Origin of the sequence: Dactylosporangium sp. NPDC006015 (genome assembly GCF_040614215.1) — a bacterium.
GTDB classification, from domain to species: Bacteria; Actinomycetota; Actinomycetes; order Mycobacteriales; family Micromonosporaceae; genus Dactylosporangium; species Dactylosporangium maewongense.
In genome coordinates this window covers 20,132-42,666 of the sequence record NZ_JBEXUD010000058.1, presented here as the reverse complement: position 1 = coordinate 42,666, position 22,535 = coordinate 20,132, and the positions used below count along the sequence as shown (strand labels likewise).

Annotated in this window: 20 protein-coding genes; 15 read left to right on the top strand and 5 right to left on the bottom strand. The window is 73.7% G+C overall.

Annotated elements, in window-relative coordinates:
* Positions 1–5: 5 nt before the first annotated feature.
* From ABZ321_RS51200 to ABZ321_RS51180, 5 genes are read left to right on the top strand one after another with little or no spacing between them, the layout of a single operon-like run.
* A complete protein-coding gene (locus ABZ321_RS51200) occupies positions 6–1,997 on the top strand; it encodes a beta-galactosidase (RefSeq protein WP_354903705.1) in 1,992 nt (663 codons plus the stop codon).
* On the top strand, positions 1,994–2,377 hold the full coding sequence (locus ABZ321_RS51195; RefSeq protein WP_354903704.1) for a DeoR family transcriptional regulator: 384 nt from the start codon (positions 1,994–1,996) through the stop codon (positions 2,375–2,377). The genes ABZ321_RS51200 and ABZ321_RS51195 overlap by 4 nt, the downstream gene beginning before the upstream one ends.
* Positions 2,374–3,132 (top strand): TIM barrel protein, encoded by a 759-nt coding sequence (locus ABZ321_RS51190; RefSeq protein ID WP_354903702.1) that lies wholly within the window; start codon positions 2,374–2,376, stop codon positions 3,130–3,132. The genes ABZ321_RS51195 and ABZ321_RS51190 overlap by 4 nt, the downstream gene beginning before the upstream one ends.
* Positions 3,129–4,904, top strand: coding sequence for a heparinase II/III family protein (locus tag ABZ321_RS51185; protein ID WP_354903701.1), 1,776 nt, complete (start codon positions 3,129–3,131; stop codon positions 4,902–4,904). The genes ABZ321_RS51190 and ABZ321_RS51185 overlap by 4 nt, the downstream gene beginning before the upstream one ends.
* A complete protein-coding gene (locus tag ABZ321_RS51180; RefSeq protein ID WP_354903699.1) occupies positions 4,904–6,745 on the top strand; it encodes a DUF2264 domain-containing protein in 1,842 nt (613 codons plus the stop codon). Before ABZ321_RS51185 ends, ABZ321_RS51180 begins: the two co-directional genes overlap by 1 nt.
* Here the strand turns inward: ABZ321_RS51180 and ABZ321_RS51175 are convergent.
* Positions 6,708–7,787, bottom strand: a complete 1,080-nt coding sequence (locus tag ABZ321_RS51175; RefSeq protein ID WP_354903697.1) for a substrate-binding domain-containing protein — start codon at positions 7,785–7,787, stop codon at positions 6,708–6,710. The two genes, ABZ321_RS51180 and ABZ321_RS51175, sit on opposite strands and share 38 nt — an antisense overlap.
* Before the next feature lie 123 nt (positions 7,788–7,910).
* On the opposite strand from ABZ321_RS51175, the gene ABZ321_RS51170 reads away from it, so the two are divergent.
* The 8 genes from ABZ321_RS51170 to ABZ321_RS51135 all read left to right on the top strand — a co-directional run bounded on the left by ABZ321_RS51170 (position 7,911) and on the right by ABZ321_RS51135 (position 16,249).
* A complete protein-coding gene (locus ABZ321_RS51170) occupies positions 7,911–8,939 on the top strand; it encodes a hydroxyacid dehydrogenase (protein WP_354903695.1) in 1,029 nt (342 codons plus the stop codon).
* Positions 8,940–8,966: 27 nt separating this feature from the next.
* The gene (locus ABZ321_RS51165) at positions 8,967–10,217 is read left to right on the top strand and encodes an extracellular solute-binding protein (RefSeq protein ID WP_354903694.1); all 1,251 of its coding nucleotides are present in this window, start codon (positions 8,967–8,969) and stop codon (positions 10,215–10,217) included.
* A gap of 2 nt (positions 10,218–10,219) precedes the next feature.
* A complete protein-coding gene (locus tag ABZ321_RS51160; protein WP_354903692.1) occupies positions 10,220–11,104 on the top strand; it encodes a sugar ABC transporter permease in 885 nt (294 codons plus the stop codon).
* Positions 11,101–11,907, top strand: coding sequence for a carbohydrate ABC transporter permease (locus ABZ321_RS51155; protein WP_354903691.1), 807 nt, complete (start codon positions 11,101–11,103; stop codon positions 11,905–11,907). The genes ABZ321_RS51160 and ABZ321_RS51155 overlap by 4 nt, the downstream gene beginning before the upstream one ends.
* Positions 11,907–12,521: a hypothetical protein gene (locus ABZ321_RS51150; RefSeq protein WP_354903690.1), complete on the top strand. Its 615-nt coding sequence runs from the start codon at positions 11,907–11,909 to the stop codon at positions 12,519–12,521. The genes ABZ321_RS51155 and ABZ321_RS51150 overlap by 1 nt, the downstream gene beginning before the upstream one ends.
* 61 nt (positions 12,522–12,582) lie before the next feature.
* Positions 12,583–13,974 carry a ricin-type beta-trefoil lectin domain protein gene (locus ABZ321_RS51145; RefSeq protein WP_354903688.1) on the top strand — a complete coding sequence of 464 codons (1,392 nt, stop codon included), beginning with the start codon at positions 12,583–12,585 and terminating at the stop codon, positions 13,972–13,974.
* 2 nt (positions 13,975–13,976) lie between these two features.
* Complete coding sequence (locus tag ABZ321_RS51140; protein WP_354903686.1) at positions 13,977–14,837, top strand: family 43 glycosylhydrolase; 861 nt, start codon at positions 13,977–13,979, stop codon at positions 14,835–14,837.
* On the top strand, positions 14,834–16,249 hold the full coding sequence (locus ABZ321_RS51135; RefSeq protein ID WP_354903685.1) for an RICIN domain-containing protein: 1,416 nt from the start codon (positions 14,834–14,836) through the stop codon (positions 16,247–16,249). The genes ABZ321_RS51140 and ABZ321_RS51135 overlap by 4 nt, the downstream gene beginning before the upstream one ends.
* A 57-nt stretch (positions 16,250–16,306) precedes the next feature.
* On the opposite strand, the gene ABZ321_RS51130 is transcribed toward ABZ321_RS51135, so the two are convergent.
* The 3 genes from ABZ321_RS51130 to ABZ321_RS51120 are packed head-to-tail and all read right to left on the bottom strand — an operon-like array spanning position 16,307 to position 19,512.
* Positions 16,307–17,749, bottom strand: coding sequence for a serine hydrolase domain-containing protein (locus tag ABZ321_RS51130; protein ID WP_354903683.1), 1,443 nt, complete (start codon positions 17,747–17,749; stop codon positions 16,307–16,309).
* Between the two features lie 29 nt (positions 17,750–17,778).
* Positions 17,779–18,252 (bottom strand): helix-turn-helix domain-containing protein, encoded by a 474-nt coding sequence (locus ABZ321_RS51125; protein ID WP_344514333.1) that lies wholly within the window; start codon positions 18,250–18,252, stop codon positions 17,779–17,781.
* An 18-nt stretch (positions 18,253–18,270) separates the two neighbouring features.
* Entirely contained in the window at positions 18,271–19,512 is a 1,242-nt protein-coding gene (locus ABZ321_RS51120) for an MFS transporter (RefSeq protein ID WP_354903681.1), read from the bottom strand.
* A 70-nt stretch (positions 19,513–19,582) separates the two neighbouring features.
* On the opposite strand from ABZ321_RS51120, the gene ABZ321_RS51115 reads away from it, so the two are divergent.
* A complete protein-coding gene (locus ABZ321_RS51115; RefSeq protein ID WP_344514329.1) occupies positions 19,583–20,191 on the top strand; it encodes a class I SAM-dependent methyltransferase in 609 nt (202 codons plus the stop codon).
* A gap of 36 nt (positions 20,192–20,227) precedes the next feature.
* Here ABZ321_RS51115 and ABZ321_RS51110 read toward each other — a convergent pair whose 3' ends face one another.
* Positions 20,228–21,154 carry a LysR family transcriptional regulator gene (locus tag ABZ321_RS51110; protein ID WP_354903679.1) on the bottom strand — a complete coding sequence of 309 codons (927 nt, stop codon included), beginning with the start codon at positions 21,152–21,154 and terminating at the stop codon, positions 20,228–20,230.
* Between the two features lie 56 nt (positions 21,155–21,210).
* Between ABZ321_RS51110 and ABZ321_RS51105 the strand changes: the two genes are divergently transcribed.
* Entirely contained in the window at positions 21,211–22,515 is a 1,305-nt protein-coding gene (locus ABZ321_RS51105; protein WP_354903677.1) for an FAD-binding protein, read from the top strand.
* The last annotated feature ends 20 nt before the right edge of the window (positions 22,516–22,535 follow it).

The window sequence follows — 22,535 nt, the reverse complement described above, 5'->3', positions numbered from 1 at the left end:
TTGCCGTGCACAACGACTGGCTGCGCTGGCCGACGGATCCCGCCCGGGCCCGCCTCGGGTTCGGGGCCGACTACAACCCCGAGCAGTGGCCCCGGCACGTGTGGGACGAGGACATGCGCGCGATGCGCGCCGCCGGGGTGAACATCGTGTCCCTCGCCATCTTCTCCTGGGCCAGGATCCAGCCGGACGAGGACACGTGGGACTTCGCCTGGCTCGACGAGGCCATGGACCTGTTGCACAGCAACGGCATTGCGGTCGATCTGGCCACGGCGACGGCCTCCCCGCCGCCGTGGCTGACCACCCTGCACCCGCAGATCCTGCCGGTGGACCGCGAGGGGCGCACCGTCTGGCCCGGGGCGCGGCAGCACTGGCGGCCCACGTCACCGGTCTTCCGGGAGCACGCGCTGCGGCTGACCCGCGCCCTCGCCACCCGCTACGGCGGGCACCCGGCGCTCGCGGCGTGGCACGTCAACAACGAGCTCGGCTGCCACAACGTCTACGACTACTCCGACGACGCGGCGGCGGCGTTCCGGCGGTGGCTGCGCGACCGGTACACCACCCTGGAAGCGCTGAACGAGGCCTGGGCGACCACGTTCTGGTCGCAGGGCTACAGCGACTGGGGGCAGATCATCCCGCCGCGGCTCGTGACGTCGCACCCGAACCCCGCGCAGCAGCTGGACTTCAAGCGCTTCTCCTCCGACGCGCTCAAGGAGCACCTGCGGGCCGAGCGGGCGGTGCTGCGCGAGCTGACCCCCGAGGTGCCGGTCACCACCAACTTCCTGCTCATGGGCGAGACCAAGGGCATGAACTACGCCGACTGGGCGGCCGAGGTCGACTTCGTCGCCAACGACCACTACACGCTGCCCGGCCCGCAGTCCCGCGACGAGCTGTCGTTCTCCGCGAACCTCACCGGCAACCTGGCCGGCGGGCGGGCGTGGTACCTCATGGAACACTCGACCAGCGCGGTGAACTGGCAGCCGGTCAACGTCGCGAAGGCCCCCGGCGAGCTGGCCCGCGACTCCCTTACGCACGTCGCGCACGGCGCCGACGCCGTCTGCTTCTTCCAGTGGCGGCAGTCGGCGGCGGGCGCCGAGAAGTACCACTCGGCGATGGTGCCGCACGCCGGCGAGGACAGCGCCGTCTTCCGCGCCGTCGTCGACCTCGGCGCCCGGCTGCGCGCGCTCGACGGGGTCGCCGGTCGCCGCCGCATCCCGGCCCGCGCCGCCGTCGTCTTCGACTGGGAGTCGTGGTGGGCGGCGGAGCTCGACTCGCACCCCACCGACCGGCTCCGCTACCGGCAGGAGGCGCTCGACTGGTACACGGCGCTGCTGGACCTCGGCATCCGCGCCGACGTCGTGCCGACCGGCGCGCCGCTGGAACGCTACGACCTGCTGGTCGCGCCGATCCTGCACGTCGTCCCCGCCGGGCTCGCCGCGCGGCTGCGCGGGTACGTCGCCGGCGGCGGGCACCTCGTCACCACGTACTTCTCCGGCATCGTCGACGAGCACGACCGGGTGTGGCTCGGCGGCTACCCGGGCGCGCTGCGGGACCTGCTCGGCATCCGCATCGAGGAGTTCGCGCCGCTGCTCGACGAGCAGCGCGTCGAGCTCGACAACGGCACGACCGGCACGCTGTGGACCGACCGGATCGACGTGACCGACCCGGCGACGGAGGTGCTCGCCTGGTACAAGACGGGCGACCAGGCGGGCCGGGCGGCGGTCACTTGGCGGCAGGCCGGCGCGGGCTCCGCCGCCTACGTGTCAACCCGCCTCGGTCCGGCGGGCCTGGCCCCGGTCCTCGCCGACCTGGCAGGGCGGGCCGGCGTCACCAGCGAGCTGCCGGAGCCGCTGCGCGGGCGCGTGGAGCTCGCGGTCCGGGGCGGGCACTGGTTCCTCATCAACCGGACCGGCGCGCCCGTCGACATCAGCGCCGTCACCGGGGTGGCCTCGACCCTGGAGCCGCACGGGATCCACGTCGTGCGGACGGGGGGCACATGAGCACGGAGGTGCTCGCCGCGGTGCGGCACCGGCGGATCCTGGCGCTGCTCGCGGCGCGGGAGTTCGTCACCGTCACCGAGGTCCGGGCGGCGACCGGCGCGTCGCTCGCCACCGCGAACCGGGACCTGTCGGTGCTCGCCGCCGAGGGTGCGCTGACCCGCATCCGGGGCGGCGCGACCAGGACGGCCCCGCCCCCGGCCGGGCCGTCGGGTCAGGAACGCGTCCTGGTTGCCTGCCTGGTGCAGGCCCGGCGGGCGGCCGAGCGCCACGACCTGGCCGCGGTCGAGGGCGCGCTGCATCAGGCGCTCACCACCTGCCGGCAGCTGCGGGATCGCCATGTGAGCGATAACATTCGTCCGCCGCGGAAGGAGGCCTCATGACGTTGCAGACCGGGATGTGCTCGGTCACATTGCGGCGCCTGCCGGCGGGCGCGGTGCTCGACCTGGCCGCGGCGGCCGGGCTGGCGTGCATCGAGTGGGGCGCGGACCGGCACGTCCCGCCCGGCGACCCGCGGGCCGCCGTGGCGCTGCGGCAGCGCGGGCTCGACCTGGGCGTGGCGGTCGCCGCATACGGCTCCTACTTCCGGGCCGGCGTCGACGACGTCGCGGATTTCGCCACTGTACTGGCGGCGGCGGTCGCTCTCGGCGCGCCGCGGGTGCGGATCTGGGCCGGCGCGGCGGGGTCGGCAGGGGTCTCCGCCGACGAGCGCCGGGCGGTCGTCGCGGGCGCCCGGGCCGCCGTCGAGCGCGCCGCCGACGCGGGGATCCTGGTGGCGTTCGAGTTCCACGGGGACACGCTCACCGACACGGTCGCCTCGACGCTCGACCTGCTCGGCGAGGTCCCCGGCGCCGCCACGTACTGGCAGCCGCCGGTCGGCGCCCCGGATGCCGAGGCGCTCGCCGGGCTCGCGGCGGTGCTGGACCATCTCGCGGCGGTGCACGTCTTCTCGTGGTGGCCGCGCACCGAACGGCTCCCGCTGACCGCCCGCGAGCGGCTGTGGCGTGAGACTTTCACGCTGCTGCGCGGCTGTGAACGCGACCGCGACCTCGACGCGCTGCTCGAGTTCGTCCCCGGCGACGACCCGGCCGTGGTCGCCACCGAGGCCGCGACCCTGCGCGACCTGGCCGGCGCATGAGTCTCCGCGAGCGGTGGGACGGGCTGCCGGCAGGGGTACGGGCGCGCGCCGTGAGCGACGCCCGCGACCGGATACCCGTACCTTCCGCCGACGTGCGGGAGGCATGGGCGGGGCTGCCCGCACCGACGGTCGACCACGACGCGCCGTGGCCGCAGCCGCTGCTGTCGCAGTACGGGCGGTACTGGCGGGACGGCAACCGCACCGGCTACGAGGGCCCGGCCGCCGCGCTGCGCGACCGTGCCGCGACGGCCGTCCTCGCCGCCGCGGTCACCGGCGACCTCCGCGACCTGGACGCCGCCGCGGACGGGCTGCAGCTGCTGTGCGAGCAGAGCACCTGGTGCTGGGCCGCACACGAGACCTTCGCCGCCGAGCGCGGGCACGTGGTGCCGGACCCGGACCGCCCGCACCTCGACCTCGGCGCCGCCGAGACCGCCGGGCTGCTCGCGTGGGCCGACCTCGTCCTCGCGCCCGCGCTCGACCGGCGCGTGCCCGGACTGCGGGAACGCGTCAGGTGGGAGGTGCGGCGGCGGGTCCTGCGGCCGTTCCGCGAGGTGCGGGACTGGCACTGGCTCGGCCTCGACGGGCACCAGCACAACTGGAACCCGTGGATCCACGGCCACGTCCTCGCCGCCACGCTGTTCCTGGACCCCGACCCGGCGGTGGTGGACCTGGTCGTGGACGGCCTCGACCGGTACCTGGCCGCCCAGCCCGCGGACGGCGGGTGTGACGAGGGGTACGGGTACTGGTGGAACGGGCCGGCCCGGCTCGCCGAGGCGCTGCAGCTGCTCGACTGGTCCACCGGCGGCGTCCTCGCCCCGTGGACGATCCCTCCGCTGGCGGAGATGTCGCGGTACCCGCGGCACACCGACCTCGGCGGCGGATGGGCGGTCAACGTCGGCGACGGCCCCGCCCGCCCCGATCCGGCGCAGCCGTGGCACGTGCTGCACCGCTGGGGCGCCGCCTGCGGCGCGGCCGACGTGGTCGCCTACGCGGTCTCACGCAAGGGCCGGCCGGGCGGCGCCGGGCTCGGCCGGGCGCTGGTCGAGCTGCACGACCCCGCCTGGCGGGCGGCCGTCCCCGCGCCCGCGCCGCTGCCCGAGCGGTCCTGGCTGCCGGACGTGCAGCTGCTCGTCTGCCGCGCGCCCGGGATCGCGCTCGCCGTCAAGGGCGGCCACAACGACGAGAACCACAACCACAACGACGCCGGCTCCTATGTCGTCGCCGTCGGCGGTGTGCCGGCCGTCATCGACCTCGGGCAGCCGACGTACACCGCGATCTCCTTCACGGAGCGCCGCTACGAGCAGTGGGTGACCCGCAGCGAGTGGCACAACCTCCCGGTGATCGGCGGCGCCGGTCAGGAGCCCGGCCGCGCGTTCCGGGCCACGGACGTCCGCGCCGACGGCGACGCGCTGCACCTGGACCTGAGCCGCGCCTACCCGCCGGAGGCCGGCTGCCGGTCGTGGCGGCGCACGGCGCGCCTCGACCGGGCGCGCGGCGCCGTCGTCGTGTCTGACGACTGGGACCCCGCGGTGCCGGCCGTGCTGCACCACGTCCTGTCCGGCGAGCCCGTGACGCACCGCGCGGGCGAGCTCGTCATGCGGTTCCGCTCGCCCGTACGCCTGTCGTGGAACCCCGCCCTCGGCGCCGGCCACCTGGAGCGGCACCCGGTCGACGACCCGCTCCTGCGCGGCGTGTGGGGCGGCGCCGTCCACCGCCTCGTCATCGCCGCCACCGCCACCTTCGAACTGACCGTCACCAGTGGAGACCCCTGATGGACGCTGCCGAGCGCTCCCCGTACACCGGCTACACCCGCGAACACTGGACGGCCGCCGCCGACCGCCTGCTCGCCGCGGTGCGCCCGTACGCGTCGCCCGACCACGCGCGGATCGACCTGCCGGGCCGCACCAGCAGGTACGGGCGGGACAGCGACGCGCTCGAAGGGTTCGCCCGCACCTTCCTGCTCGCCGCGATCCGGCTGCGCGGCGAGGGCGGCGCCGACCCGGACGGGCTCGCCGGCTGGTACGCCGACGGGCTGCGCGCCGGCCCGGACGTGTGGCCGCGGCCGGACCGCCTCGACCAGGCGAAGGTCGAGGCCGCCTCGATCGCGCTCGGGCTGCACCTGAGCCGGCCCTGGATCTGGGACCGCCTCGACGACGCCGGCCGGGAGCGGATCGCCGGCTGGCTCGGCACCGTCGTCGGCCAGGCGTACCCGCCGATCAACTGGGTCTGGTTCCAGCTCACCGTCGAGGCGTTCCTCCGCGGGGCCGGCGGCGACTGGTCCGAGGCGGACATCCACAGTGGACTGGCGGCGCACGAGTCGCTGTACCGCGGCGACGGCTGGTACGCCGACGGCCCCGAACGCTCCTACGACCACTACAACGGGTGGGCGCTGCACACGTTCCCGCTGCTGTGGGCGGACCTCGCCGGCGACCTGTGCCCGGAGCACCTGCGGCAGGCGTGGCGCGAGCGGTTGCGGCGGTTCCTCGGCGACGCCGTGCACCTCGTCGGCGCCGACGGCTCCCCGCTGCTGCAGGGCCGCAGCCTCATCTACCGGTTCGGCGCCGCGGCGCCGTTCTGGATGGGCGCCGTCACCGGCGCGACGCCGCTGTCCCCGGGCGCCACCCGGCGGGCGTGCAGCGGCATCCTCCGCCACTTCCACCAGCACGGCGTGCCCGGCCGGCGCGGGCTGCTGACGCTCGGCTGGCACCGGGAGTGGCCGGCGATGGCGCAGTCCTACTCGGGGCCCGGCTCGCCGTACTGGGCGGTGAAAGGCATGCTCGGCCTGCTGCTGCCGGCGGACCATCCCGTGTGGACGGACGTCGAGGAGCCGCTGCCGGTCGAGCGGTCCGACTTCACGCGGGCGATCGGCCCGCCGGGCTGGCTCGCCGCGGGCACCCGCGCCGACGGCGTGGTCCGCGTCGCCAACCACGGCACCGACCACGCCCTGGAGGGCGACGGCGGCACCGACGCGCCGCTGTACGCGCGGCTCGGCTACTCCACCGCGACGTTCCCGGCCGGCGACGACAACGCGATCGCGCTGGTCCGCGACGGCGAGCCCAGCCACCGCAGCGGGTTCCGGACCGTCGGGTGCACCACGGACGGCGCGGTCAGCGTCGCCCGGCTGCACTGGGTCGGCACGCCCGACACGGCGGCACCCGACCACGGCTCCGGCCGCACCGGCACCGTCACGTGGGGTCCGCACATGACGATGGCGTCGCTGATCCGCGGCGCCGTCGAGGTGCGGGTCGCCAGGATCGACGACGAGGTCGACGACGAGGAGCCGGCCCCCGGCACGGTGCTCGAGTTCAGCGGCTGGCCCATCACCCGCGGGCTCACGTCGCTGCTCGTGCCGCTGCACGGGTTCGAGGGGGCGGCGCTGTCGGAGCGCACCGTCGCGTCACCGCTCGGCGACGAGGTGCGGGTGCCGGTGCTGCGGGCCGCCGAGCCCCCGCGCGCAGGGCGGGTCTACGCGGTCGCCGTGCGGCTCAGCCGGGCCCCGTCGGGCGGGCTGCCGACCGTGACCGCCGCCGCGGGGACGGTCACGGTCCACTGGCCGGACGGCTCCACGGCGACGGTCACCCTCCCTGCCGTGGCACGGAGGAGTCCCGGATGACCAGCTCCGGGGTGACGAGGACGCGCTGCACCGGCCGGCGCGGCTCCGTCAGCCGGGCCACCATCAGCTCGACCGCGACCCGGCCGACGTGCCCCTTCGGCGGCCGCACCGCCGTCATCGCCGGCTCGGCCAGGTGGGCCACCTCATCGTCGTAGGACACCAGCGCGAGGTCGTCGGGAATGGACAGCCCCAGCTCGATGCAGAACTGCGCGATCGAGATCGCGTCGGGGTCGCCGTGCACGATCAGCGCCGTCGTGCCCGACTCCCGGCAGCGGCGCATGATCCCGGCGATGATGTCGCGGTGGCCCGGCACGTCCAGGCCCACCGACTCCCGCACCACCAGGTCGTCGGGGATGCCGAGGTCCGCGCAGGCGAGGCCCCAGCCGACGGCGAGGTGCGCCGACGTCGGTGACCCCCGCGACAGCACGAGGCCGATCCGGCGGTGGCCGTGCTGATGCAGGTGCCGCACCGCCATCTCCAGGCCGAGCGAGTGGTCGCTACGGACCCACTCCAGCTGCCGGCGCGTCGGCGTCCAGCGCGGCGCCTGCCGCTCGACGAGGATCGTCGGCACCGGCAGCCCGCTGATCCAGTCGACCATCTCCGCCACCCCGCCGCCGTCGAGGCTCGGGGCGAGCAGCAGGCCCTGCACCTGCTGGGCGTCGACGAGCCGGCCGATCTGGCGGCGGTCCTCCTCCGGGTCGTAGCTGGAGCCGCGCAGCTGGATGTGCACGCCCAGGGCGGCCGCGGCGGCGCGGGCGCCGGTGACGATCGGGGGCCAGTAGTAGTCCAGCGACGGCACCACCATGCCGACCGTGAACCGGGTCTTCGGCGGCCGGGGGCGGCGCGGCGACGGCAGCAGCTGGGTCGGCAGGGTGGCGCCGCCGTGGACCTTCGTCAGCAGGTTGCGCTCGGCGAGCGCGGCGATGTCGCGGCGCACGGTCAGCTCGCTGACCCCGAGCACCGGCGCGAGGTCCTTGACCCGCACGGCGCCGAGCCGGCGCAGCTCGTCCATGAGCCGTTCCTGGCGCTGCACGTTGAACATCCGCGCTCCTGGTTGTTCGACTCTGTTCGTTTCGGATCGAACGAGATCGGGCTCTTCCGGACATGTTCGAACGCGGCTATCCCTGTTCCTACACGAATCTCAACGGAAACAACAGGAGCCGCGTTGCCGAAGCCGAAGGCGTTGGTGGTGATGAACCCGGAGTCGTTCCGGGCCCACTTCGACGACGCACGCACCGCCCGGCTGGCCGCGCTCGCCGACCTCGGTGACGGCGGCGTCGACGGCGGCCCGGTGTGCCTGCACGAGCTCGACTCGCCGGCCGCCCGCCGCCGCCTCCGGGGCGCCGACGTGCTGCTGACGTCGTGGGGAGCCCCGGCGCTCACCGCCGAGCGGCTGCGGGACGCGCCGGCGCTGCGGGCGGTGTTCCACGCCGCGGGCAGCGTCCGGCCCCTCGTCACGAGCGAGGTGTGGCGGCGCGGCATCCGCATGACGAGCGCCGCGGACGCCAACGCGATCCCGGTCGCCGAATACACCCTCGCCGCGATCATCTTCGCCGGCAAGAAGGTGCCGTTCATCGCCGCCGACCCCGAGGCGGCCTACCGGGGCTGGAGCCACCTCGGCGGCTACGGCAACCTGTCCAACTACCGGCGCACCGTCGGCGTCGTCGGCTTCTCCCGGATCGGGCGGCGGGTCGTCGGCCTGCTCGACCGGCTCGACGCCACGGTGTGCCTCGTCGCCGACCCGCACGCCGACCCGGCCGAGGTCGCCGCGGCCGGCGGCGTCCTGGTCGACCTGCCGGAGCTGCTGGCCCGCAGCGAGACCCTGACGCTGCACGCGCCGGCGCTGCCCAGCACCCACCACATGATCGGCGCGGCCGAGCTGGCGCTCCTGCCCGACCACGCCACGGTCGTCAACACCGCGCGGGGCAGCCTCATCGACTCCGCGGCCCTCGCCGCCGAGTGCCGGTCCGGGCGGCTCTTCGCGATCCTCGACGTCACCGAGCCCGAGCCGCTGCCGCCCGGCGACCCGCTCCGTTCGACGCCGAACGTCCTGATCACCCCGCACCTGGCCGGCTCGCTCGGCACCGAGATCCTCCGCCTGACCGACCACACCCTCGACGAGCTCGCCCGCTGGATCGCGGGCGAGCCGCTGCGCGCCGAGATCACCCCGCAGGCGTTCGCCCTCAACGCCTGACCACACCCCCCATCAAAGGAGACCGCCATGCACCGCTCCCGGTTCGGTATAGCCGCCGCAGTCGCCCTCGCGTTGACGCTCACCGGATGTGGCAACGGCGACGACCCCGGCGCGGCCGGCGGCAAGACCGTGCTGACCGTGTCGCTGTGGAACTACGCCAGCACCCCGGAGTTCAAGGCGCTCGTCGAAGGCTTCGAGGCCGAGCACCCGGACATCGACGTGCAGCCGGTCGACATCCTCGCCGACGACTACGCCAAGAAGGTCACGACCATGCTGGCCGGCGGCGACACCACCGACGTCATCACGATGAAGAACGTCACCGACTACGCCCGCTACGGCACCCGCGGCCAGCTCGCCCCGCTGACCGACGAGGCGAACAAGCTCGACAAGAGCGCCTACCTGGGCCTGGAGCCGTTCAACCTCGACGGGAAGTACTTCGCGCTGCCCTACCGCTCGGACTTCTGGGTCCTGTACTACAACAAGAAGCTGGTGAAGGACGCGGACCTGTCGAAGCTGACCTGGCAGGACTACGCGCAGCTGGCGAAGGCGTCCACGACCGGCAGCGGCGCCGACAAGGTCTACGGCACCTACCAGCACGTGTGGCGCTCCGTGGTGCAGGCCGTCGCGGCCGCGCAGACCGGTGGCGACCTGCTCGGCGGCGACTACGGCTTCATGAGCGCGCAGTACACGATGGCGCTGGACCTCCAGATGGCCGGGGCGACCCTGCCGTGGGGCACCGCCTCCACGCAGAAGGTCTCCTACAACACGATGTTCTCCACTGGCAAGGCCGCGATGCTGCCGATGGGCACCTGGTACGCGGCGGCGCTGCTGCAGGCCAAGGCCGACAAGAAGTCCGATGTGGACTGGGGCATCGCGCCGCTGCCGCAGGTGGGCGGCGGCACGGTGACCACCTTCGGCTCGCCGACCGCGTTCGCCGTCAACAAGAAGGCCAAGCACGCGGACGCGGCGAAGCGGTTCGTGCTGTGGGCGTCGGGGGAGAAGGGCGCGGCCACGATCGCGAAGATCGGCGTCACCCCGGCCTACCACAGCGCCGCCATCACCGACGCGTACTTCGCGGTCGCCGGCATGCCGGGCGACGCCCTCGCCAAGAAGGCGTTCCAGCCCGACAAGGTGGTGCTGGAGATGCCGGTCAGCGACAAGTCCTCCGACGTCGACGCCATCCTCACCGAGGAGCACCAGCTCATCATGACCGGCAGCAAGACGGTGAGCGCCGGCATCGCCGAGATGGGCAAGCGGGTCAAGTCCGAGGTCCACTGAGCATGACGACCCACGCCGCGAGGCGCCGCAGCCGGACGCTCATCGGCTGGGCGTTCATCCTGCCCAACTTCCTCGGGTTCGCCGCGCTCACGCTGGTGCCGGTGGTGATCGCCCTCGCGCTGTCGTTCATGCGGTGGGACTCCTACTCCGACCCCGAGTGGGCCGGGCTGGACAACTTCCGCCGCATGGCCGGCAGCGACACGTTCTGGACCGCGCTGACCAACACCACGTATTACGCGGCCGGCCACATCCCGCTCACCCTGGCCGCGTCGCTGGGGTTCGCGGTCCTGCTCAACCGGAAGCTGCGCGGGGTGCGGTTCTTCCGCACCGCGCTCTTCTTCCCCTACATCACGTCGCTGGTCGCCGTGGCGGTCGTCTGGAACATGCTGTTCAGCCCCGAGTTCGGGCCGGTGAACCAGCTGCTGCGGGCGGTCGGCGTCGACGGCCCGCCGGGCTGGACGACGTCGACCACCTGGGCGATGCCGGCGGTGATCCTGACCAGCGTCTGGCGGGACATGGGCTACTACATGATCATCTACCTGGCCGGGCTGCAGGGGATCCCGGCGTACCTGTACGAGGCGGCCGAGATGGACGGCGCCGGCCCGTGGCAGCGCTTCCGCCACATCACGGTGCCGGCGCTGCGCCCGACCACGTTCTTCGTGGTCATCATGCTCACCATCGCCAGCTTCAAGGTCTTCGACCTGGTGCAGGTCATGACCGAGGGCGGGCCCGGCCGCTCCACACTGGTGCTGTCGCAGCTCATCTTCCGCGAAGGCATCACCGAGGGCCGCTTCGGCTACTCCTCGGCGATCGCGATGGTGCTGTTCGTCGTCGTGCTGACCGTCACCGTCGTGCAGTTCCGGCTCCAGCGCAGGAGCGAGCGGTGAGACGGGTCGCGCTCCACGCCCTGCTGGCCGGCCTCGGCGCCGCCGTGCTGATCCCGTTCCTGTGGATGCTCGTCTCGTCGCTGAAGCGCGACAACGAGGTGTTCACCGTGCCGATCCAGTGGATCCCCGAGGAGCTCCAGTGGGGCAACTACGGCCGGATCTGGCAGGAGATCCCGCTCGGCACGTACCTGGGCAACTCGCTGATCCTCGCGGTCAGCATCACCTTCCTGCAGGTGCTCACCGGCAGCTTCGCCGCCTACGGCTTCGCGAAGGTGCGCTTCCCCGGCCGGGACGCGCTCTTCCTCGCCTACGTCGCCACCATCGCGGTGCCGTGGCAGGCGTACATGGTGCCGCAGTACATCCTCATGGAGAAGGCCGGGCTGGTGAACACCCGCACGGCGCTGATCCTGCTGCAGGCGTTCGGCGCGTTCGGTGTCTTCCTGATGCGGCAGTTCTACCTCAGCATCCCCGACGAGCTGATCGAGGCGGCGCGGCTCGACGGGCTCACCGAGTACGGCATCTGGGCGCGGGTCGCGCTGCCGCTGTCCAAGCCGGCCCTCGCCAGCCTCGCGCTGCTCACGTTCGTCAACACCTGGAACGACTACATGGGCCCGTTCATCTACCTGACGAGCAACGACCTGTGGACCGTGCAGATCGGCCTTCGCTCGTTCGTCGGGGTCTACGACTCGGAGTACGCCATGATCATGACCGGCTCCGTCATCTCCGTCCTGCCGATCCTCGCCGTGTTCCTGCTCGGTCAGCGGTACTTCGTGCAGGGCGTCGCCACCACCGGGATGAAGTGATGCTCGCCCGGCTGAACGCGCCCGCGGACACGTGGGAGCTGATCTGGGCGTGGGTCGGCCGGGTCCTGGTGGTGAACCTGGGCCTGGCCGTCACCAACCTGCCGCTGCTGCTCGCGCTGTCCGTGGTGGACCGGCCCTGGCGCTCCCCGGTGTTCTTCGCCGTGCTGTCGCTCGGCCTCGGCCCGTCCCTGGCGGCCGCGTTCGCGCACCTGCACGGCGACCCGTTCGTGCGGTCCTACCGCCGCCACTTCGCCAGGGCCGCGCTGCGCTGGTCGGTGGTCGTCGCCGGGCTCGGCATCCTCGCCGCCGACGTCGTCGCGCTGCACGACGCCGACCCGGGCGCGCTGCTCGTGCCGATGCTCGCCGTCCTCGCCGTGCTGCTGCTCGCCGCCGGGGTCCTCTGGCTGGCGATGCTGCCGCTGCACCATCCCGGCGGCGCCCGCGGGGCGCTGTGGGTCGCGGTGCGCCGGTGGCCGCTCAGCCTGCTCAGCCTCACCGTCCTGGCCGCCGCCGCGGCCGCCGTCAACCAGGCGCCCGTGGCCGGTCTCGCGACCGTGCCCGGCTGCGCCCTGCTCGTCGCCTGGCACAACAGTCGGGTCGCCCTCACGACCTGACGCACCCATTTCCGTCAGGGGCGGGGCCGCCAACCCCTCCCACACCCCACAAGGAGTGCCGATGTCCGCACCCCACCCGCGATGGCGCCGGCTGGTCCTCACCGCCGCCGTCCTCGCCGCCAGCACCGTCGCCGCCGTGCTGCCGGCCGCCACCGGCCACGCGGCGACCTCGGGCTTCCACGGCGTCAACTGGGCCGACCCGCGGGACAACTTCACCGACGACGCCGTCGTCCCCAGTGGACTGTCCACCGCCGACAGCTACGCCACCACGAAGGCCAAGGCCGGCCGGATCCTCGACGGCTTCCGCACCGACCTGGGCGCCAACACCGTCCGGCTGCCCGTCAACGCCGCCAGCGTCGGGACCGCCTGGTGGAACTCGTACACCGGCGCGATCGACGCCGCCACCGAGCGCGGGATGAACGTCATCCTCAGCTACTGGGAAGGTGACTCGTCCCGCGACGGCAAGGTCGACAACACGACCGCGTTCTGGTCGATGTGGCAGACCGCGGTCGGCAAGTACGCCGGCAACGCCCGCGTCTACTTCGAGCCGATGAACGAGCCGCACGGCTACAGCTTCACGGACTGGAGCGCCATCTGCGCCGCCTGGCTCGCCAACCACGCGTCCGTGCCCAGGGGGCGGGTCATCCTGTCGGGCACCGGCTACAACCAGGACGTCAAGCAGCTCGGCGCCGACGGCCGCTTCACCGGCACGCTGCTGTCGGTCCACCTCTACAAGTTCTTCTCCAGCAACACCACCTACGCCCAGTTCAAGGCGCAGCTCGCCAACGAGGTCGGCGCCTACGCGAGCCGCACCATCCTGGACGAGTGGGGCGCGCCGATGACCGACGGCACCAACTACCACGCGGCCGGCAGCACCAACCCGTTCGTCACCTACCTGCAGGCGTCGTCGGACTTCGCTCGGGAGAACGCGATGGGCACCGTCTACTGGCCGGGCCTGCGCAACGCCGACCCCTACTCGATGGAGACGCTCGTCGGCACCTACCCGAACACGACGCTGCTCAACACCAACTCCTCCGGCCGGCACCTGCTGCTGGCCAGCTGGGGTGTCAGCGCCGCGCGGACCGGCACCGTCAAGGGGCTCGCCGGCAAGTGCCTCGACACCGCGGCCAACGGCACCGCCAGCCCGAAGGTCGTCATCGCCACCTGCACCGGCGGCGCGAGCCAGAGCTGGACACTCGACGGCGGGGCGCTGAAGTCCGGCGGCCGCTGCGCCGACGCGACCGGCGGGGCGACCGCCGACGGCACCCGGATCATCACGTACACGTGCAGCGGCGCGGCGAACCAGCAGTGGATCCTCGTCGGCAACCAGCTGCGCAACGGCAAGTCCGGCAGCTGCCTCGACGTCCCGGCGTCCAACAGCGCGGACGGCACCCAGGTGACCATCTACAGCTGCAACAACGGCGCCAACCAGCGCTGGACCCTGGGAGGCTGACGATGCAATCCATCATCCGCTGGTTTACCGCCGGCATCGCGCTGCTGGCCGGGGTGCTGGTGGCGCCGGCTCCCGCGGCCGCGGCCACCACGCTCGTCTACGCGACCTTCAAGGGCGACGCCGCCGCCGACGAGGAGCTGTGGCTCTACCAGTCCACCAACGGCGGCACCAGCTACAGCGTGCTGTCGGACACCAACTTCCGCGGCCCGACCGGCGTCCTGCGCGACCCGGGCATCCTGAAATACAACGGGAAGTACTACATCGCCTACACCGTCCAGTCGTGGACCACGAACTCCACGTACTTCGCCATCGCCAGCAGCACCAACCTCACGACGTGGACGAACGTCGCCACCGTCAACTCCGGCATTGCCGACACGAAGTTCACCTGGGCGCCCGAGTTCTACGTCGAGGGCAGCACGGTGCGGATCATCGCCAGCGTCGCCGCCACCACCTGCTCGGCGTGTTTCCGCCCGTACGTGTACACCGCGCAGAACACCGCGCTCACGTCCTGGAGCGGGCCGGTGCAGATGTGGGGCCTCGGGACCAACCACATCGACACGTTCGTCGTGAAGTCCGGCAGCACATGGCACGCGTTCACGAAGAACGAGACCACGAAATACATCGAGCACTGGATTACGACAAAGAACCTCACCGAGGGGTGGGTCAACAAGGGCAACCTGTGGAGCTCCGGCTACGAGGGCCCGTCGCTGGTGCGCCTGGACAACGGCTCCTGGCGGATCTACGTCGACAAGTACACCAACGGCGGCATCTGGACGGCGACCAGCACCGACCTCAACACGTGGACCGGCCTCAGCGCCGTCGGCTGCTCCGGCTGCCGGCACGGGACGGCGATCCCCCGATGAGACGACTTCTCGTGCTTGCCGTGCTCGCGCTCCTGTGCGTGGCGACGCCCGCCCGGGCCGCCACCGTGACCGTCGCCAGCGGCGGCCAGTTCCGCGACACCGCCGGCAACGTCGTGCACGCGCACGGCGGCGGCGTGCTCAAGGTCGGCCAGTACTACTACTGGTTCGGCGAGAACCGCAACACCGACAACACCTTCCGCAGCGTCGCCGTCTACCGGTCCACCGACCTGCGGACCTGGGAGTTCCGCAACAACGTGCTGACCCAGTCGTCGCACGCGGAGCTGGCGTCGGCCAACATCGAACGCCCCAAGGTGATCTACAACAGCTCGACCGGGCAGTTCGTGATGTGGATGCACAAGGAGAGCGCCACCGACTACTCGGAGGCCCGCGCCGCCGTCGCCACGTCGTCCACCGTGGACGGCGCCTACACGTACCGGGGCAGCTTCCGCCCGCTCGGGCACATGTCGCGGGACATCACCCTGTTCCGCGACGACGACGGCACCGCGTACATGATCTCGGCGGCGAACGAGAACGCCGACCTGCACGTGTACCGGCTGACCGCCGACTACCTCGGGGTCGGCACCCTGCTGCACCGGCTGTGGCAGGGCTCGTGGCGCGAGGCGCCCGCGATGTTCAAGCGCAACGGCGTCTACTTCCTGCTCACCTCCGGCGCGACCGGCTGGGCGCCGAACCAGCAGAAGTACGCGACCGCCACCTCGGTCGCGGGGACGTGGACCGCGCTGCAGAACGCCGGCGACAACACGGCGTTCGGCTCGCAGACCGCGTACGTCCTGCCGGTGCAGGGCAGCACGACCACGTCTTACCTGTACCTCGGCGACCGCTGGGCCGGGGCGTGGAACGGGCGGGTCAACGACTCGCAGTACGTGTGGCTGCCGCTGCAGTTCCCGACGAGCACCAGCCTGTCGCTGAGCTGGTCCCCGGCGGTCAGCATCGACACCGCGACCGGGGTGGTGCAGGGCACCGCCGGGCCCGCCGAGCAGCTGGTCGCCCGGCACAGCGGCAAGTGCCTCGACGTGGCCTCCGGCTCCGCCGCGGACAGCGCCCGGACCCTCCAGTACACCTGCGGAAACGGCCTGAACCAGCGCTTCACCGTGCAGGACCTGGGCACCGGCTACGTGCGGCTCGTCGCGCGGCACAGCGGCAAGTGCCTGGACGTCACCAGCGCCTCGACGTCCGACGGTGCGACCGTCGTGCAGTACACCTGCGGCGGCGGCAGCAACCAGCAGTGGCAGGTCCAGGACGCGGGCGGCGGCTACGTCCGGTTCGTCGCGCGGCACAGCGGCAAGTGCCTGGACGTCAACGGCGCCTCGACGTCCGACGGCGCCGGCGGCATCCAGTGGACCTGCGGATCGGGCACCAACCAGCAGTGGACCCGACGCGTGGCGGCGTAAGGGCTCCACCGGCCGAAGCCGTGCCGCCGCGGCTGGGAACGCGGCGGCACGGTCAGGTCACATCACCAGCAGCACCGCGGCGACCGCCGCGGCCCCGGAGAAGGCGGCGGCGGTCCAGCGCCACCACGGGCGGCCCGCGACGAGCGGCAGGTCGCGCCAGCGGGGGACGGCCACGCAGAGCACGGCGGCGGACGCGGCCACGCCGAGCGCCCAGACGAGGCCGGGGACCGCCAGCCAGTCGCCGGCCCGGTGCGCGAGCAGCGGCATCACCACCGCCCACACCATCGACGTGGCGAGCCTGACGCGGTCGGTGCGGCTTCTGGCCGTGATGAGCAGGCCGGCCGCGCCGAGGAAGCTCAGGCCCACGGCGAGCAGCACCGCGAGCGGCGTCCGCTCCGGACCGGTGGCGCCGGACGGGGTGACACCGAGCAGGCGCCGCCCGATGGGGTCGACGTCGCGGTCGGTGTTGCCGAGCACGACGACGCCGCGGCCGGTGGCGCGGTCCACGGCCAGGAACGAGCGGAACCCGCCGGTGCCCCCGTTGTGCCACGTCAGCGCGGTGCCGCCGTAGCGGGTGGTGAACCATCCGTAGCCGATCCGCTCGCCGCCATCGCCCGTGTCGAACCGCGGGGTCAGCGCGTCGATGCCGGGCGCGGTGCCGGCCTGCACGGCGGTCACCAGCCGGGCGAGATCGGCGGCGGTCGACCAGACGCCGATGCCGGCCGGCGCCCAGCCCTCGCCCCGCCACGGATCCACCTCCCGCCCGGCCGCCGTCCCGCCGGTCGCGCGCCCGGCCGGCAGCGCGGTGCCGTCGGGGTTGACCGTCGTCGCCGCCATCCCGAGCGGGTCGAGCAGCCGGCGGCGCAGCAGGTCCTGATACGGCACGCCGGCCCGCTCGGCGAGCGCCTGGCCGAGGACGGCGACCCCGAAGTTGGAGTAGTGCACGGTGCCCGCGTCGCCGGGGCGCTGCCCAGCGGCGGTGTGCAGCAGCCATCCGCGGTGTTGTCGCCGGTACGGGTCGGCGCCGCTGACCCTGGCGGACCACAGGCGGGCGGCCTGTCCCGCCGACCCGATCGGCACGCTGCGCAGCCCGGCCCGGTGGCTCGCGAGCTCCGCGACGGTCACGTCGCCGGTGGGGCCGCCGATCGACGGCACGAGCGCCCGCAGCCGCTCGTCCGGCTCGACACTGGAGTCCGCGAGCAGCATGCCGGTGAACGTCTTGACGATGGAGCCGATCTCGAACGGGGTGTCCGCGGTGACCGGCGTCCCGTCGCCGCGGTCGCCGATGCCCGCCGTCCGGACCCCGCCTGGCCCGATCAGCGCGACGGCGAGCCCGCGGTAGCCGTCGGGGTCACCGGCGGCCGCTCTGAGGTCGGCGGCGAGGGCGGCGTCCCCGGTGGTGGCCCGGCCCAGGTGCGGTGGCCGGGGCGCGGCCAGGAGCGCGGCGAGCACCCCGGTGAGCAGGGCGGTCACGACGGTCACGACGACACGGTGCGGCATGGTCTGGCTCCCTTCCGGCAAAGGACTCCTCAGCGGCGGGCGGCCGCCAGGATGGTCAGCAGCGGCACGACCCGCTCCGGCGGCACGCTGTAGTGCCCGCGGCCGGCGGTCCGCAGCCAGCCCGCGGCGGTCAGCTGGCGCAGATGGTGGTAGAGCTGGCCGCTGGTGCCGAGGCCCTCGGTGGCGGCGAGGTCGGTGCTCGCCCGCACGCCGCCGAGGATCTCCCGCAGCAGCCGCAGCCGCATCGGGTGCGCGAGCGCCGCCAGCGCCGCCGCGAACTCCTGCCAGTCCTCGTCCAGCAACTGCCCGACCGGCGTGCCGAGCTGCCAGTCGTAGTGCTCGCCGGTCGGCAGGTCGACGGTGCCGGTGAAGAGCACCGCACCCTCGTCCGGCGCCAGATCCCGCAGCCGCTCCAGCGCCCAGAACGCCGACCCGTCCACCTGGGACGGCTCGCCGAACACCCGGGCCTCGAGCGCGGCCACCCGCTCCTCCAACGACGCCATGAGTACGATTCTACGTAATTACGTAGAAGCGTTCAAACCCTGCGCCGGCTGTACGGGGGCCGCGGTGGTCATGTGCCGGACGGTGGGCCACCAGATGAGCAGCTCCGCGACGGCCAGCGCGAGCGCGAACGGGGCGAGGGTCCACAGCCCGGACCGGTCCGCGATGGCGCCGGCCAGGAACGGGAAGAGCGCGCCACCGAGCACCGACACGCCGTTGAGCAGGCCGATCGCGGTGGGGGCGAGGCCGCCCGGGGCGAGGGCGGGCGCGATCGCCATCGTGGTGGGGAAGACGGGTCCCAGCCAGAAGCCGAGGAGCGCGAAGGCCGCCACGGCCGTCGCGGGCACGAGCCACAGCAGCGCCGCCGCCAGGGTGACGCCGATCAGGCACGCGGTCATCAGCCGGTTCGCGGTCCAGCCGAGGCGGGCCGCGGCCGGGCTGAGCACGAAGCGGCCGAGGGTCAGGCCGAGCCAGTAGCCGCTGACCGTGTAGCCGGCGAGGAGGTCGCCGTGGCCGCGTTCGGCGACGAGATAGCTGAAGCCCCAGTTGCCGACGCTGATCTCCAGCCCCACGTACACCGCGAGGAACACCGCGCCGAGCAGCACCGCCGGCCGCCGGCCGGCCGAGCGGACCAGACCCCGGGCGGGCGGCGGGTCCGGAACGCCGGTCGGGGCACCGGCCAGGGCACCGGTAGGAGTGCTGCCGGCGGTGGCGCGCAGCGTGAGCTGGAAGCCGGCGACGATCGGCACGCACGCCAGGGCGAGGACCAGCCACACCGAGGTCCACGCGGTGAAGCCCAGCATCCAGGTGGCGAGGGGCGGGCCGATCAGCGCCCCGACGCCGAAGAACGCGTGCAGCCAGTTGAGCAGCGTGGTGGAGCCGGGCAGGGCGGCGAGGTACGCGTTGAGCACCGACTCGAGGACGCCGGTGCCGTACCCGGCGACGACCTGCACCCCGACGAGCACCGCGAACGCCGGGCGGGTCGCCGTGCCGAGCCCCGCGGCGATGAACGCGGCGCCGCCCGTGGTCAGCGCCGCCCTGGTCCCGAGCCGGTGGATGAGCGTCCCGGCGGTCGCCCCGGCGAGCAGGAACCCGGCCGAGAACGCGAAGAACGTGACGCCTATCGTCGCCTTGTCGAGGCGGTAGTCCAGCAGCTGCGCGGGCAGCAGCACACCGCCGACCCCGGCGCTCAGGCCGGCGAGGACGAAGGTGGCGTAGGCGAACACGATCGGCGCCAGGGCGCGCGGATGAGACGCTGACACCGGCTCATCATGCCGAACCATCGACGTCGGGTCGCCGGTTCGGTTTTTCGAAAGTGAAGGGGAACAGCGGATGTCGGACCGCAACGCCTGGCGCGAGCTCATCGAGGCCGACCCGGAGCACTCGCAACGCTACATCGAGCGGTTCCGGTCGATGGCCGAGGCGGGCGCCGACCTCGTCGGCGAGGCCCGCCTCGTCGACGCGATGCTGCCCCGCTGCGCCCGGATCCTCGACGCTGGCTGCGGCCAGGGCCGGGTGGGTGGCCACCTCGCCCGGATGGGCCACGACGTGATCGGCGTCGACCTCGACCCGGTGCTGGTCGCGGCCGCCCGGGACTCCTACCCGTCCGCGACCTGGCTCGTCGGCGACCTGTCGGAGCTCGACCTGCCGGCCCGCGAGGTCCCCGACGGCTTCGACGCCATCGTCTGCGCCGGCAACGTGATGACGTTCGTCGCGAGGGACACCCGCCGCATGATCCTGCGCCGGATGCGGGCCCACCTGCGGGGCGCCGGCCGGGTCGTCATCGGCTTCGGCGCCGGCCGCGGCTACGGGTTCGACGACTTCCTCGCCGACGCCGACACCGCCGGCCTGGCCCCGGACCTGCTGCTGGCCACCTGGGACCTCCGCCCCTTCACGCCGGACTCCGACTTCCTGGTCGCCGTCCTGCGCCCGGCGGAGTAGCGCGCCGGCCGGTCCGCCGCGGTGTTGCGTCGCGGGTCACGGGTCGTGGGTGGTCAGGTCGTCGGCGGCGCGGGCGAAGGCCAGGACCTTGGCGGTGGCCCGTTCGCGGTGCCAGGCCAGGCCCCACTCGACCGGCGGCGCGTCGCGGAAGGACACGTAGGCGACGTCGGGGCGCACGTAGTAGCGCCGCACGTGCGCGCCGACCGGCAGGACGCCCCGCCCGGAGCCGGCGAGCATCAGCGCCTCCTGGAACGTGGCGGCCGGCGGGCCCTGCGGGATGGGGCGGCCCGCCGGGGTGCTGCCGGGGTTGCGGTCGCGCAGGGTCGACGCGGGCAGGGTCGACGGCAGCTGGAGCACCGGCACGCCGGCGAGGTCCTCCACGGACACGGTGTCGCGGCGGGCGAGCGGGTGCTGCGACGACACCGCGAGCATGCGCGCCTCCCGCACCAGGGCGCGGCCGGTGTCCAGGAGCGGGTCGTCCACGGGGAGCCCGGTGAGCGCCACGTCCACGGAGCCGTCGTGCAGCCACGGGACGACCTCCGCGATCTGCGCCTCCCGGATCCGCACCTCGCAGCCGGGGTGCCGGCGCCGGAACAGGTCGGCGACCTGGATGACCAGCTGGCCGGCGGCCGCGCCGACGAAGCCCACGACGAACTCGCCGGCCATGCCCCGCCCGGCGGCGACGGCCCGCCGCACCGCCGCCTCGATCTGCGCCCACGCGGGCTGGACGTCGTCGTGCAGCCGCCGCCCGGCGTCGGTCAGCTCCACCCGCCGGCTGGTGCGGTGAAACAGCGGCACCCCGACCCGCCGCTCCAGCTTCCGGATCGTCTGGCTGACCCGGGTCGTCGACACGCCGAGCCGTCCGGCGGTCCGCCCGAAGTGCAGTTCCTCGGCGAGGACGATGAAGGCGTCCAGCTCGTGCCGCTCCAGCATGCCGCCCCCGATCGTGAAGTCCCGCTTCATGATCGTGCCACAAAAGCGCGTTGATCATCGTGCGGGTCCGGCCGAGACTGGAGCGCATGCCGAAGCTCACCGCACTGCGTACAGCCGTCGAGGGCCGCGTCCTGCTGCCCGGCGACGACGGGTTCGACGCCGCCCGCCGCCCCTGGAACCTCGCGGTCGACCAGCCGGCCGCCGCCGTCGTCGAGGCCGCTCACGCCGCGGACGTGGCCGCCGTCGTGCGGTTCGCGGCGGCGGCGGGGCTGGCCGTGGCGCCGCAGCCGACCGGGCACGGGGCCACCGGCAACACCGGCGACGCGATCCTGCTGCGGACCGGCCGGCTCGACCAGGTCCACGTCGACGCCGCGGCGCGCACCGCACGGGTCGGCGCGGGCGCGACCTGGGGCGCGGTCCAGACGGCCGCCGGCCCGCGCGGGCTCACCGGCCTGGCCGGCAGCTCGCCGGTCGTCGGCGTCACCGGGTACACGCTCGGCGGCGGGATGAGCTGGTTCGGCCGTGCGTTCGGATGGGCCGCCGACAGCGTCACCGCCTTCGACGTCGTCGATGCCGCCGGTGTACCGGCGAAGGTCACCGCGGACAGCGACGCCGAGCTCTTCTGGGCGCTGCGCGGCGGTGGCGGCGACGTCGCGGTCGTCACGGCCGTCGAGTTCCGCCTGCACCCCGCCCCGGTCCTGTACGGCGGCCGGATGCTCTGGCCGGCGGACCGGGCGCCGCGGGTCCTCGCCGCGTTCCGGGACGTCGCCTGGGAGGCGCCCCGCGAGCTGACCCTGTGGTTCGAGCTGATGCGGTTCCCGAGCGGGCCGCCGCTCGTCGCCGTCGACGTCACGTACCTCGGCGACGCGGCGACCGGCGCGGCCCTGACGAAACCGTTCGCGGACGCCGGCCCGCCGATGAGTGACAGCCGCGCCGTGCTGCCGGTCGCCGACCTCGGCTCGATCACGGCCGAGCCGGTCGACCCGTCGCCGGGGCTGTCGTTCAGCGCGCTGCTGCACGACCTCGACGGCGTGGCCGGCGCGCTGCTGGACCGGCCCGTCGACCCGCTGCTCGCCATCCAGGTGCGGCAGCTCGGCGGCGCGTTCGCCGGCCCGTCGGACAGCCCGTTCGGCCCGCTCACGGAGCCGTACTCGCTGTACACGCTGGGGATCCCGGCCACGCCGGAGCGGGCGGCCGCGATCCGGGAGCGGCAGCGCGAGATCGTCGCCGCGCTCGGCCCGGCCGTCGCCGGTCGCAAGCCACTGACCGCGCTCAGCGGCGGCGAGTCGGTCGGGGACGCGTTCGCGCCCGGCGTCCTCGCCCGGCTGCGCGAGGTGAAGCGGCGCCGCGACCCGGCCGGGGTGCTGCGGAGCAACTACCCGGTCGCGTGAGCGCGGCGGCCTGGAGCGGC